This is a genomic window from Martelella mediterranea, assembly GCF_004342225.1.
Lineage (GTDB): Bacteria > Pseudomonadota > Alphaproteobacteria > Rhizobiales > Rhizobiaceae > Martelella > Martelella mediterranea_B.
The window spans coordinates 1-14132 of sequence record NZ_SMAR01000039.1; the positions used below are offsets into that span (position 1 = coordinate 1).

Sequence of the window (14132 nt, forward strand, 5' to 3'; positions counted from 1 at the left end):
CTGATATCTCCGTATTTGTTGCAGAATACAAAGAATCTGATGGCCGCCCTTCACTCAACCCCGGGCTTCAGCGCCATTCTTGGACAGACACTGAGAGTTTAATTGAGGATGAAATCAAAATACTGCTTTGCGATCGCCGTCGTCGTGGCTCTTTCCGGCTTTTCCGCTCCGGCCTTTGCAGATGGCGATGCCAAACGGGGTGAAGCACTTTTCAAACGTGTTTGTCGTGCCTGTCATACGGTTGAAGGGGACCAGAACCGTGTTGGGCCATATCTCGCCGGGGTCTGGGAGCGACCGGTCGCCTCGGCGAAGGGATATCATTATACCAAGGCAATGCGTGCTTATGGTGATGAACTCGGAAAGTGGAACGAGGCCGCGATGGAAGCGTTTCTGATGAACCCGCGCAAGACGGTTAAAGGTACGCGCATGGCCTATGCCGGGATCCGTGAGCTTGGCCCCGCATCCGACCTTGCTGCCTATCTTAAGAGCCTGCCAACGCCGGAATAGCGATTATAAAAAACCTGGCGGTCAGGAACCACCTGCCGAAGACGTTGGCTTTGGAATTGAAGGCTGGCTGCATGTCGCCTATCTTTCAGTGACGCGCCGTCAGGCATTCTGGTTGCGGTGAAACAGGGGATGGAGACAGATTATGCTCGACAGTATGAAGGCCTTCGCAAGGCGCTTATGGACTTTGGCGCGGCGTGGTCTCGGATACCTCTGGGTTGCCATTGCCTTTCCGTTTCGCGCAGGCGGCGGCTTTGTCGCACGGCGTGGCTGGATTGTGAAAGGCAGCGTTCTCGCGATCCTCGTCGCCGTTGTGCTTTTTTATGGGCTCTACGTCTGGCGGGCGGAGGTCTGGCACAATTTCAATCCGGATTATGTCGCCGGGTATCAGCTGAATGAGCGAAGCGTTCCGGCAGGTGCGCCCCTTCCGGCGGGGGACGGGGAAACCGCGAAAGTCTGCGAGGACTCAGCAATCGTTGAGGTTTTGAGTGGGCTTGTTGACATGAATGTCAATCAGAATGACTGGCTCTCCTCGACGCTTGCCTATCGTCTCGGTTTCTTCGGCATAAACTGGGATCATACGCTGTTTCTGGATAACAAGGCCTCGTTTCAGCGCGGTGTCCATCAGGCCGTGCGTCGCTCGACCGTGGAGCTGGTCGACTCTTTAGGCCGGGTACGCGGTACTTCCGGGGTGGATGAAAACCTGCAAGATGCACGCGGCAACCTCCAGTACGATGAGTATTCCTGGTATTTCGGTCTCACTCCGTTCGGGTTTAAAACACCGACTCCGAGCTTTTACCGGTCTGCCATCCGCAGCCTTGACCGGTTTAACGCTGAACTTGCCGATTGTTCTGCGGTTTTTGATGCGCGTGCCGACAATCTGAGCCAGTTTGTGGATCGTGTCGCGGCTGATCTTGGCGCAACATCTGCTATTCTCAGAGAGCGGTCTGAAAACCATAACGGCGGCTGGTTCGATCCGCGTGCCGACGACCGTTTCTGGTTCGCATACGGGCAGCTATACGGTTATTACGGTATCCTCGCGGCAGCAGAAGCTGACTTTTCTCAGGTTATTGCCCAGCGTGATCTGACAGCACTCTGGGATGAAACACTTGTCCAGTTCAGATCCGCGCTGGATATTCAGCCGCTGATCATATCGAATGGGCGCGAGGACGGCTGGATCATGCCGAGCCATCTTGCAACGATTGGTTTTTACATATTGCGGGCACGGTCAAATCTCGTGGAAGTTCGTTCAGTGCTCGAACGCTGATACATCGGTCAGTCGATCAGTTTCAGCCTCAGGGCTTTGGCGACGAGTTGTGTCCGGTTGACGCAGTCGAGCTTGCGAATGGCATTGGCCAGATAGGCATTGACGGTATGGTCTGACAGGCCAAGGATACTGGCGATTTCTGACGAGGTTTTGCCCTCGGCTGACCAGCCGACGACTTCAAGCTCTCGGGCTGAAAGTTTACAAAGCCCAGCCGTTGAGATGTGGCCAATGCCTTCGTAGTGGGAACAGACCTTCCGGGCGATCAAAGAAAGGTCATGCTGCTCGCTTTGGCTCAAGGGCGGGCGGTCGCCGAGAAACAGGATCCCCAGTTTTTCACGGCTTGTCATCGCATGCGCAAAAGCCACACCCATCTTCAGTTTATGCCGGCCCATCAAGCGGCGAAGTCGCCGTGAGCTTGGGTGCTCCGAAGCAGGCAGGTCTTCAAAAAGCCACTGCGAGCGCGCAAAAGACTGTTCAAGAAGTCTTCGGGTCAGAGGTGCTGACGACAGGCCATGAAGGTCGAAGGCCTCGAAAAGTGACTTTGGCAAGGAAGACATTCTGACTAAATATGCAAGCCTGATACACTGCGTTTCGGGAATGACCATCACGATATAGTCACGAAAACCAAACGCACTGGTCACTCTCTCTACGACAGATTCGAGCTCTTCAGCCGTTGCTGCCACTGCCGCTGCAGCTTGCAATTCGTGTTGTCTTTCATGCGTAGAAAAGTCCATGGGTTGCACATCTTTTTCTGGATTATCATTGTCTTCTTTGCACCCGACAGCTTCGCTTGACGCGACTTGTTGCTTTTTGAAATGGATTGACCACGTTGAGATTATATTTCGATTTATCCTTACGTAACAAGGAGATTTAATCGAATTAATCCTCTTTGGCTTCCAAACATGTCAAAATTCAGAAGCGCATATTTAAAATTGAAAATCAATATAATACAACCAAAAGTATATTATTCTTTCGTTGTCTCTTATGTGCTTTCTGCTCATTAATAATCTTTTCAAGTTATTGAAATTTATATACTAATATAGAGACTTTGACGTTGGTTCTCCACAGAGAATGATCGCGCCATTCAAACTGTGATGATTAGGGGTGCATTTGGTCGCATCCTCAAATAGAGAGGATATAGAGACTGACAAAAGTCACGTTATAGTCGTTGTTGAGTGCCAAACTGCGAAAGGCGAGTTCATGACTGCGATCCCACCATTCTCCGCTTCATATGCTGGTGACGATGATGCCCTCATCAAGGCGATGATCCGACGAATTTCGTCGCTTGATATCGATGATGCAGAGATTGACCGTCAGGTTCGTGGCATGGTCTCCGCCATTCGCGATGACAGCAATGCCAGCATCGGCGGTGTTGAAGACTTTATGCGTGAATATGGTCTTTCGACGCGTGAAGGTCTGGCGCTGATGGTCATGGCGGAAGCGCTCTTGCGTGTCCCGGATTCTGAAACACAGGAGCGCCTGATTGAAGATAAGCTGAAAGAAGGGGGCTGGCAGGATCACAAGTCGCACGGTGATAGCTGGCTCGTTGCCTCTTCAGCCTGGGCACTGGCCACGGCATCTCGTGTGATCAAGCCGGGTGAGATGCCGGACAGCATTTTGCGCGGCCTGGCCCAGCGTATCGGCATGCCGTCAATGCGCGTTGTGACGCGACAGGCCATGCGCTTCCTCGGACGTCAGTTCGTTCTCGGCGAGAACATGAAAAATGCCCTTGATCGGGCGCGCAAAAATGAAGCTGCAGGCTACCGCCACTCGTTTGACATGCTGGGCGAGGGCGCCCGCACCCGTGAGGACGCCAAACGCTACTTCAAGTCTTATGCCGATGCGATTGATGCTCTGGGCAAATACATGAAGAAGAGCGGTAATGATCGTAAACTACCTGACCGTATTGGTATTTCAGTCAAGCTTTCGGCCATTCACCCGCACTATCTGGCAACCCATCGTGACGAAGTGATGCGCGAGGTCGTGCCGGATCTGCTGAAGCTTGCACAAATGGCGAAAGAGCATGAGCTGAACTTCACCGTTGATGCTGAAGAAGCGGATCGGCTGGAGCTGTCGCTCGATGTGATTGAGGCTGTCTTTTCCGATCCGTCACTGGAAGGATGGGATGGCTTCGGCCTGGCTATTCAGGGCTACCAGAAGCGCGCCGGTGCCGTTGTTGATTATATCGATGATCTCTGTGCCCGACTGAACCGCCGGATGATGGTGCGTCTTGTGAAGGGGGCTTACTGGGATACTGAAATCAAGCGGGCGCAGGAGCGTGGCCTTGACGACTATCCGGTCTGGACCCGTAAGCCGGCCACAGATGTGGCCTATCTGGATGTTGCCAAGAAGCTTCTGGATAAACGCCCCCGGCTCTATCCGCAGTTTGCAACGCATAACGCGCTGACGATTGCCTCCGTCCTTGCCATTGCCGGAGAAGACCGGACAGGCTTTGAGATGCAGCGTCTTCATGGAATGGGCGAAACGCTTTACGACTACTTACACAAGCAGAACAATAGTGTTCCCTGCCGTATCTATGCGCCCGTCGGCGGTTATCGCGATCTGTTGGCTTATCTGGTGCGCCGTCTTCTGGAAAATGGTGCAAACTCATCTTTTGTGTCCATGGTTGGCGATAAGAAGGTTCCGGTGGAACATCTTCTTGAGCGGCCTCAGACAAAGCTGAAGCTTGACGAAGGCCATAGCGCACGCAACCGGAATATCCCGCTGCCCAGCGCGATTTACTCCGACCGACGCAACAGCGCCGGTATTGAGTTTGGTGATCGAGACAGTCTTGCAAAGCTGGTCCGCGATATGGACAAGAACAAGGCTGCTGTCGATGCAGTGCCACTCATGCCAGGTTTGAAGGCCGACGGCGACAAGAAGCCCGTTATGTCGCCGTCTGATCCCGACCAGCAGGTCGGCACGATTATCTGGGCGGAAGCAAGCGCCGTTCAGCCTGCCTTTGATGTTGCAAAAAAAGGGTTTGCGGAATGGTCGCGCCGACCGGTGGAAGAGCGTGCATTGGCGCTTGAAAAGGCCGCTGACCTGATGGAAGAGCATCATGCGCGCCTCATGCGTCTGCTTTCCGACGAAGCTGGCAAGACGCTGGATGATGGTCTGGCCGAAATCCGCGAAGCCGTGGATTTCTGCCGCTACTATGCTATTCAGGCGCGCAAGATGTTTGCCGGTCCGATGGCCATGCCGGGCCCGACCGGCGAGGATGACAGCTATCGCTGGCGCGGTCGCGGCGTGTTTACGTGCATTTCACCCTGGAATTTTCCGCTTGCCATTTTCATGGGGCAGATCACGGCTGCACTGGTTTCCGGCAATGCCGTTATCGCCAAGCCTGCTCCGCAGACGCCACTGATCGCCTTTGAAGCGATCAAGCTGCTGCATCAGGCTGGTGTGCCCGAAAACGCACTTCTGTTCTTGCCGGGTGGCCCGGAACTGGGTGCGGCGATTACTGAACATCCCGACCTTGGCGGTGTGGCTTTCACTGGCTCGACAGCGACGGCACGTGCAATCAATCGCACACTGGCTGCCAAGGATGGGCCGATCACCCCGCTGATTGCCGAGACGGGTGGTTTGAACGCAATGATCGTGGATGCCACCGCGTTGCCGGAGCAGGTTGCCGATGACGTTGTCATGTCGGCCTTCCGGTCCGCTGGGCAGCGCTGTTCGGCGCTTCGTATTCTCTATGTTCAGCAGGATATCGCCGACCGCATGATCGATATGATCGAAGGTGCTGCGATGGAACTGAACATGGCTGATCCGTCGAAGCCTGATACCGATATGGGGCCGGTGATCGACAAGAAACAGTGGCAGATGCTGGCCGATCATGTCGCGGATATGAAGCAGAACCAGAAGCTGCGCTATGCCGGCAAAGCGCCGGAAAAGGGAACGTTCTTTGCGCCGCATATCGTTGAACTTGACAAGCCTGGTTCGCTGACGAAGGAAGTCTTCGGCCCGATCCTGCATATCGTGCGCTATAAAGCCGGAGAGCTGGACAAGGTCTGTGATCAGATCAGTGCGACAGGCTACGGGCTGACGCTCGGCATTCACAGCCGCATTTCCGGCACGGCAGAGCGTGTGGTCCGCCGTATGGATACGGGCAATATTTATGTCAATCGGAATATGATTGGTGCCGTTGTGGGCACGCAGCCTTTTGGTGGCTCGGGTCTTTCCGGAACCGGTTTCAAAGCGGGAGGTCCGGCCTATCTGCTGCGATTTGCGCTTGAGCAGGTGGTTTCGGTCAACACCGCTGCTGCAGGCGGCAATGCCAGCCTGATTGCGATCGATGACGACTGATCCGGTGGTTTTGAACGTTTTATAAGAAAGAAGCCCCGCGTCGTTCGAAAACGGCGCGGGGCTTTTTTTGTGGGTTTCAAAGTGCTGTTATTCCGCAGCGACTTTATGCGTTGTTTCGCTTCGATTGGCCTCAACAACGGCGAGTGTCGCCATATTGACGATGCCGCGTGAGGTGACCGATGGCGACAGAATGTGGGCCGGCATCGCGCTGCCAAGCAGGATTGGGCCGACATGCAGTGCGTCCAGCATCTGCTGAACGACAGTCATCGTGATATGCGCGGCATCAAGCGACGGGAAGACCAGAAGATTGGCTTCACCCTTGAGCGTGCTGTCTGTGATGTTGCGCTTGCGCATCACTTCGGAAATCGCCGCATCGCCGTGCATTTCACCATCGACTTCCAGCTCCGGCATACGTTCACGGATGATGCCCAGAGCATCGCGCATTTTGGTTGCACTTTCGGAATCACGCGAACCGAAATTCGAATGGGAAACGAGTGCTGCTTTGGTCGACATGCCAAAGCGTGCAATCGCATTGGCCGACTGGATCGTCGTTTCGGCGATTTCCTCTGCTGTCGGATTATAGGTTACATGCGTATCAGCAAAAAATGTTGCGCCGCGGTTTGAAATCAACAGCCCCAGGCTGGAGAAGTCGCGAACATGCTCGTCCTTGCCGACGATGTTGCCAATGTCGCGAAGGTGCCGTTCGAACCGGCCTTCCACACCGCACAGCAGCGCATCCGCATCTCCGCGCTTGACGGCCAGTGCGCCAATCACCGTCGTGTTGGTGCGCACGATCGTGCGGGCACGGTCCGGCGTAACGCCCTTGCGCGCGACCAGCGCCAGATATTCATCGACATATTCGCGAAAGCGGGAATCGCTTTCCGGGTTAATGACCTCAAAGTCTTCATGCAGGCGCATTCTCAGGCCATAGCGCTTCATGCGGGTTTCCAGCACATTCGGGCGGCCAATCAGAGTTGGCTTGGAAATGCCTTCTTCGACCAGAACCTGCGCTGCACGCATGACGCGTTCGTCCTCGCCGTCGGAGAAGATAATGCGCTTTGGTTCGGCTGCCTTGGCGGCTGCAAAAACCGGCTTCATGACAAGGCCGGAGCGGAAAGCGAAGCGATTGAGATGATCGAAATAGGCCTGGTAATCTTCAATTGGACGTTCCGCAACACCGCTTTCCTCTGCCGCTTTGGCAACGGCCGGAGCAATCCTCAGGATCAGGCGCGGATCAAATGGTGAAGGGATCAGGTAATCCGGACCAAAAATCAACGGTTCGCCGTTGGCTGCGGTTCCGGTTGCTTCCCAGACTTCTTCTTTTGCCAGATCGGCTATGGCACGCACCGCCGCCATCTTCATTTCTTCATTGATCGTACGTGCACCGCAATCGAGCGCACCACGGAAGATGTAAGGAAAGCACAGAACGTTGTTGACCTGATTTGGAAAGTCCGAGCGACCGGTGCAGATCATCGCGTCTTCGCGTTCTGCACGGGCCAGATCCGGCATGATTTCCGGCACTGGATTGGCTAGCGCCATCACCATCGGCTTATCGGCCATCTGCTTCAGAAGATCCGGCTTCAGCACACCGGCTACCGACAGGCCGAGGAATACATCTGCACCCTCAATGTGGTCGGCGAGTGTGTGCTTGTCACTTTCCTGCGCGTAAATGGATTTCCACTGATCCATGTGCGTGGTGCGTCCGGGGTAGACGAGACCGTCAATGTCAAAGACCCAGATGTTCTCGCGCTTCGCACCAAGCGAAACAAGCAGGTTGAGACAGGCAAGAGCCGCCGCACCAGCGCCGGATGCAACGATCTTGACGTTCTCGATCGATTTTCCGGCGAGTTCCAGTCCGTTGAGGATTGCCGCTGCCACGATGATGGCCGTGCCGTGCTGGTCATCGTGAAAGACCGGGATCTGCATTTTTTCACGCAGGATCCGCTCAACCTCGAAACATTCCGGAGCTTTGATATCTTCAAGGTTCACACCGCCGAAGGTGGGTTCCAGCGCGCTGATGGTTGAAACCATGTCTTCAATCGCAGGCGCATCGATTTCGATGTCGAACACATCGATACCGGCGAATTTCTTGAAGAGGACCGCCTTGCCCTCCATCACCGGCTTTGAGGCCAGCGGACCGATATTGCCAAGGCCGAGAACAGCGGTGCCATTGGAAATGACAGCGACGAGATTACTGCGGGATGTGTATTTGGCGGCATCATGCGGATTATCATGAATGGCGAGGCAGGGCGCGCCAACGCCCGGCGAATAGGCAAGGGCCAGATCTCGCTGGTTCCCCAGCGGTTTGATCGCCTGGATCTCCAGTTTACCAGCGCGCGGATAGCGGTGGTAAAACAGCGCCTGTTCCTTCAGTTCATCGGTCGCTGGCTTCTTGTCTGTAGGTTCGCTCATTCACTTCTCTCCTTGGCTCCGTACGAGAAAATGCGCCAGCTTTGTCAGCGCCAATGGCCTTTGACGGGCCTTTTCCTTACGCCTGCCCGAAAGCAGGGCAGAGCGACTATATGAGGGGCGCAGAGGGACTGCAATCCATCAGTTGCAAACATATCGGCATTGTATGAACGCGCTTTGAATCGCGTGCCTTCAGGTATCAAAGACTGTACTCAGTGTTCATCTTATGAGAGCTATCGCATTTCTGGTCCCGCTTTATGATGATCGCAACGAATGACTGAGCCTTGTGCTTCCAAACAGTGTCTTATCACGAGGCCGCTCGGTTCATGCGATTTCACCAAACCTTCTTCGCCAAGTCTTTCATGGAGACCAAAATGAATTTTGATAAAATCCTTTCGCCGCTTTCTCCTTACTTCCTTGCGCTGCTGCGCGTTGTCTCCGGCCTTCTGTTCCTCGAACACGGAACCCAGAAAATCCTGCACTTTCCGGTTTCCGATTTTCATCCGCCGATTTTCTCACTGCTGGGAGCCGCCGGCATTCTGGAGCTTGTGGGTGGTGTCCTGATCATTCTCGGTCTGTTTACGCGCCCTGCCGCCTTTATTCTCTCGGGACAGATGGCATTCGCCTATTTCATGATGCATGCACCGAACAGTGTCTTTCCCGCACTCAACGGCGGTGATGCAGCGATCCTCTTTTGTTTCATCTTTCTGTTCATGGTCTTTGCTGGTCCTGGAAAGTTCAGCCTTGATGGAAAGCGGAAGGCCCTGCGCCATTCGTATTGACGGTTTTCTGAAAGTTCAGATTGGAGAAGGGCGGGCATTTTTGTCCGCCTTTTTCAGTTTTCGGAGCCGTTCCTTTTCCAAGTTTACGTTCGAATGTTCAAATGAACAACGCTGAGACTGGCAACTCCCCTTTTATAATCCGGCAAAAGCGTTTACCTCTGACAGAAAACAGGCCCTCAAAGCTTCCAGGAGTTTCCCTTTCATGATGCCGAAGCAATACCTGATCCCGGGAATGCGGATTCGCGACATTCTGCTGCCGGTTCCGTTGGACTGGAGCAAGCCTGATGGTCCTATCATTCAGTTGTTCGTGCGCGAAATTGTCGATCCGGTTCTGCGGCATAACAATCTGCCTGTGCTTTGCTTTCTGCAGGGCGGACCGGGAGGCAAAAATCCGCGTCCGGTCAATGGCGGTCCGTCATGGCTGGCTGAAGCACTGAAGACGCATCGCGTGATCATGATTGATCAGCGTGGAACCGGTCGCAGCAGTGCGGTCGATTCCACTGTTATGGCGCAGTTTGACGACGGGCAGGCCGGGGCAGATTACCTGATGCATTTTCGGGCCGACAGTATTGTCGCCGACTGCGAGCATGTGCGTAAAAACCTGCTCGGCGAAACGAAGAAATGGGAAACACTGGGTCAGAGTTTTGGCGGATTCATCACTCTGACCTATCTCTCCAAAGCACCGGAAGGGCTGTCGGCCTGCTATGTCACCGGGGGGCTTTCTGGTCTTTCGGCAACAGCGGATGACGTTTATCACCGGACATATCCGCGGGTCAGTGCCAAGAATGCGGCCTTTTACCGGCGCTATCCGCAGGATGCTGAACTGGCCGGACATCTGGCTGACCACCTGGAAAACAACGATATCCGCCTGCCCAACGGTGACAGGCTGACTGTGCGCCGTCTTCAGACAATCGGAATGAATTTCGGTATGGGGCCGGGGTTTGAAGAGGTGCATTGGCTTTTGGATGAGGCCTTTGCGGACGCCGACCAGTCACGGCTTTCTGAAGGATTTCTGTCGGCCGTCATGGCCGAAACCGGTTTTGAGGGCCGTCCGTTGTTCGCTGCTATGCAGGAAAGTATTTATGCGCAGGGCAGGGGTGCGACAAGCTGGGCAGCGGAGCGTGTCCGGCAGGCGTTTCCAAAGTTCAGCCCCTCCAACCGTCCCCTGCTTTTCACTGGTGAGATGATCTACCCTTGGATGTTCGATGAGGTCAGAGCGTTGCGTCCGTTCAAATCGGCCGTCGACGTGTTGGCGCAACGGGATGACTTTCCTGCGCTTTACGACCCCACGCGCCTGTTTGCCAATGATGTGCCGGTTGCTGCGGCCGTTTATCATGACGACATGTATGTCGATGCCGGACTTTCACTTGAGACAGCCGGGCGCCTTGGAAACTGCCAGGCGTGGGTGACCAACGAGTTCGAACATGACGGCGTGCGCCAGAGCCCCGCGGTTTTCCGCCGCCTTCTTGGAATGGTTCGCGAGCGCGGCGGGGCGCTTGCCTAATAAAACCTCTCTGAGCAGAGCTGTCTGTCGTTTCAAAGTCCAGGGTCGGATGACGTCTTATCATGTCTCTTTTTTGTCTGCACACATAGTGTCGACAAAATTTGTGCAGGCAGCTAATCTCCCGGTAAACAGGCTGGCCAGCTTCAAGTTCACGGGTCAGTCAAGCCGGGAGATATGGGAATGACAAACAAGACGACCAAGAAACACTTGAGCCGCTTCAGGCCGGTTGATCACGCCGCTGTCGCCTTTGACGGCGGGTTCTGGAAGAGCTGGAAGGATACTGTCCGCACTGTCACGATCCCGACTCAGCACAAGCGCCTTGAAGAAGAAGGCTTTCTGGAGGTTCTCGATTTCGAAAAACCGCCCGGTCCGCTCGCACGTCCTATCCAGCCGAGCGGACTTTCGATGCAGCACTTCTTTGATTCTGATTTTGGCAAATGGATTGAGGCGGCCAGCTACACGCTGAAGCAAAACCCTGATGGGAAACTTGAAACGCAGATCGATGCGATCGTTGAGAAACTGGAGCAGGGCCAGATGGAAGATGGCTATCTTCACAGCTGGTTCATTCGCCGGGAGCCGGAGAACCGATGGACCAATTTGCGTGACCTCCATGAAATGTATTCCATGGGGCACCTGCTGGAAGGTGCAATCGCCTATTTCGAAGCGACCGGAAAGCGGCGCTTTCTGGATGTGATGATCCGTGCGATGGATCACATTGCAGCGACCTTTGGGCGCGAAGGCGGCAAGTTGCGCGGCTATGGTGCTCATGCGGAGATCGAGCTTGCGCTGGTGAAGCTTTACCGTGTGACCGGTGAAGACCGGTTCTTAAAGCTTGGTACCTATCTGGTGGAGGAGCGCGGCCAGCAACCATCATATTACGATGAAGAGGCCCGCAAGCGCGGTGAAGATCCGGCTGACTATGTTTACAAGACTTACGCCTATTCGCAGGCACATGCGCCGGTGCGCGAACAGCCGGATGTCGCCGGGCATGCCGTCCGGGCGATGTATTTCTACTGTGCTGTTGCTGATCTTGCCTACGAGAATGATGATCCGACACTGAAAGCGGTCTGCGATCGCTTCTTTGATGACCTGACGGGCGACAAGCTTTATGTCACTGGCGGTATCGGACCTTCGGCTGAGAACGAAGGCTTTACGCGCCCCTTCGATTTGCCCAATGAAAGCGCCTATGCTGAAACCTGTGCAGCTGTGTCACTGGGGTTCTGGAGCCACCGTATGGCTCAGATCGATCTTGATGCGCGTTATACCGATCAGCTGGAAACCGTTTTGTTCAACGGTGCATTGTCAGGTATTTCACGTGATGGCGAACACTATTTCTATGAGAACGTTCTGGAAAGCCACGGTCAGAACCGCAGATGGAAATGGCATTATTGCCCCTGCTGCCCAACCAATATTGCCCGTTTCATCACTTCGCTCGGGCAGTATTTTTATACGGTCAAAGACGACGCTGTAGCGGTTCACCTTTATGGAGAAAATGCAGCCGACCTGAATGTTGGCGAGACTTTCCTGCGGTTAAAGCAGTCGACTGCCTATCCGTGGGAGGGCGATATTGCGATTTCTCTGGGGCTGGAAGCGCCGTCAGAATTTACCCTCTTCCTGCGTGTTCCTGGCTGGTGTGAAGGTGCAGAAATTTCCGTCAATGGTGCGCCTGTCGATTTGGATACTGTTGTATCAAAAGGTTACGCCGCGCTCAAAAGGCATTGGCAAGATGGCGACAGCATCCGGATTCATCTGCCGATGCCGGTCGAGCGTCTTTATGCCCATCCAGCTGTCAGTGCGAATGCCGGTCGTGTGTCGCTGAAACGCGGCCCCGTGGTCTACTGTGTCGAGGAGGCCGATATCGGCATCGAGCCCCAGCTTTTGCGTTTGCCGCGTGATGTTGCGCTTGAACCGCGTTTTGATGGCGAATTTCTCGGCGGTGCAGTGCTTCTTGAAGCCAATGCACGTGCTGCTGAAATGTCCGGGCCGATCTATCGCAAGAAAGCAGCAAAAACGGCGGAAAAAGCGATCACAGCGATTCCCTATCATCTCTGGGCAAACCGCGAAGCCGGTGGGATGCAGGTCTGGCTGGCTGAAGAAGTCTGAAACAAAAACGCCTGCGAATTGAGATTCAGCAGGCGCGCTTCATACTTGCAGAATGATCAATGAAACACCCCGGACAAGGATTTTGTCCGGGGTGTTTGTTGTTATCAGGCGGTTTCAGAGACGACGCCCGGCTGTTTTTTCCATTCCGCATACCAGTCGCGGAACAGCGTGTATTGTGCTTCGAGATAGTTGCTCTGCGCTGGTGTCAGCGCATCTTCGGCGTTGAAATGCAGTTCATATTCCGGGCTGCCGGTCAGCACCATCAGCTTTTTATAGAACAGAACGAGGTCCGGACCTTCATCAAAGGTGGACAGAACGTGAAGCGCCTGATCCAGTTCCTGTGCCTTGACGCGGGCTTCCGTATTGCCAGCAGCGGCAAGCTTGCAAAGCGCGATAAGATGAAGCGCTTCTTTTGGAAGAGCATTGCCGATGCCCGTGATGGCGCCGGTCGCGCCGCAGTTTACGAAGCCGTGGAACACCTGTGTGTCAACGCCGACCATCAGCGTTACATCATCGCTCTCAGATGTGATGTTTTCAGCTGCATAGCGCAATGATGCGGCGCCACCGAATTCTTTGAAGCCGATGAGGTTTTTGTGCTCGGCACGCAGCGCAAAGAAAAGGTCTGCCTTGGTTTCAAAGCCATAATAGGGGCTATTGTAGATAACGGCGGGCAAATCAGGTGCGGCGGAAAGCACGGCCTTGAAATGCGCCTTCTGCGCCTGTGCCGACGAACCGCGGGAGAGAACGCGCGGGATTACCATCAAGCCCGAGGCGCCGACTTCACCAGCGTGCGCACCCAGCGAAACAGCGCTTTTTGAATTGATCGCGCCGGTGCCAACAACGGTCGGAACGCCGGCAGCAACCAGACGCGCTACGCCTTCCTTGCGCTCGTCGTCTGTCAGAAGCGGCCAGTCGCCCATGGAGCCGCAATAGACAACGGCAGACATGCCTGCTGCGATCAGTTCTTTGCCCTTGGCAACAAGCGCATCAAAATCCGGTGTCCGGTCTGCTTTGCAAGGGGTCATCAGGGCGGGCATACAGCCGGCGAAAATATTATCAGCCATTTGTTTTCCTTTGGTCTTCCACCGATCAGGTGTTGAGAGGTTGATATTGGTTTCGGTGCGAAAAATGGCGGATCCAGTTTTTTATGCGGTGTTCGCGAAACTGCTGCATTTTTCAAAACTTCGATCACTTGAAAGCCTATTGGCTGCGTGACTTGCGCTCCTGTCGTGCGTGCCTCAATCAGTTTTTAATC

The 14132-nt window shown here is 54.6% G+C and carries 9 protein-coding genes; 6 read left to right on the forward strand and 3 right to left on the reverse strand.

All coding sequences use genetic code 11. The features are described from left to right. Window positions 1-108 precede the first annotated feature (108 nt). Window positions 109-507, forward strand: a complete 399-nt coding sequence (locus EDC90_RS17620; protein ID WP_132313887.1) for a c-type cytochrome — start codon at window positions 109-111, stop codon at window positions 505-507. 142 nt (window positions 508-649) lie between these two features. Continuing rightward, window positions 650-1771 carry a DUF2333 family protein gene (locus EDC90_RS17625; protein WP_132313867.1) on the forward strand — a complete coding sequence of 374 codons (1122 nt, stop codon included), beginning with the start codon at window positions 650-652 and terminating at the stop codon, window positions 1769-1771. 8 nt (window positions 1772-1779) lie between these two features. Here EDC90_RS17625 and EDC90_RS17630 read toward each other — a convergent pair whose 3' ends face one another. Further along, the gene (locus EDC90_RS17630) at window positions 1780-2505 is read right to left on the reverse strand and encodes a helix-turn-helix transcriptional regulator (protein ID WP_132313868.1); all 726 of its coding nucleotides are present in this window, start codon (window positions 2503-2505) and stop codon (window positions 1780-1782) included. 466 nt (window positions 2506-2971) lie between these two features. On the opposite strand from EDC90_RS17630, the gene putA reads away from it, so the two are divergent. Beyond that, complete coding sequence (gene putA, locus EDC90_RS17635) at window positions 2972-6079, forward strand: bifunctional proline dehydrogenase/L-glutamate gamma-semialdehyde dehydrogenase PutA (protein ID WP_132313869.1); 3108 nt, start codon at window positions 2972-2974, stop codon at window positions 6077-6079. 87 nt (window positions 6080-6166) lie between these two features. On the opposite strand, the gene EDC90_RS17640 is transcribed toward putA, so the two are convergent. Further along, complete coding sequence (locus tag EDC90_RS17640) at window positions 6167-8491, reverse strand: NADP-dependent malic enzyme (RefSeq protein ID WP_132313870.1); 2325 nt, start codon at window positions 8489-8491, stop codon at window positions 6167-6169. A 371-nt stretch (window positions 8492-8862) separates the two neighbouring features. Here EDC90_RS17640 and EDC90_RS17645 point away from each other — a divergent pair, with 371 nt between their 5' ends. The 3 genes from EDC90_RS17645 (at window position 8863) to EDC90_RS17655 (ending at window position 12877) form a co-directional block, all read left to right on the forward strand. Beyond that, the gene (locus EDC90_RS17645; protein WP_132313871.1) at window positions 8863-9270 is read left to right on the forward strand and encodes a DoxX family protein; all 408 of its coding nucleotides are present in this window, start codon (window positions 8863-8865) and stop codon (window positions 9268-9270) included. Window positions 9271-9475: 205 nt separating this feature from the next. Continuing rightward, on the forward strand, window positions 9476-10774 hold the full coding sequence (locus EDC90_RS17650; RefSeq protein WP_132313888.1) for an alpha/beta fold hydrolase: 1299 nt from the start codon (window positions 9476-9478) through the stop codon (window positions 10772-10774). Between the two features lie 180 nt (window positions 10775-10954). Continuing rightward, on the forward strand, window positions 10955-12877 hold the full coding sequence (locus EDC90_RS17655; protein ID WP_432420017.1) for a glycoside hydrolase family 127 protein: 1923 nt from the start codon (window positions 10955-10957) through the stop codon (window positions 12875-12877). A 104-nt stretch (window positions 12878-12981) separates the two neighbouring features. Here EDC90_RS17655 and EDC90_RS17660 read toward each other — a convergent pair whose 3' ends face one another. Further along, window positions 12982-13941, reverse strand: coding sequence for a dihydrodipicolinate synthase family protein (locus tag EDC90_RS17660; RefSeq protein ID WP_132313873.1), 960 nt, complete (start codon window positions 13939-13941; stop codon window positions 12982-12984). Window positions 13942-14132 lie beyond the last annotated feature (191 nt).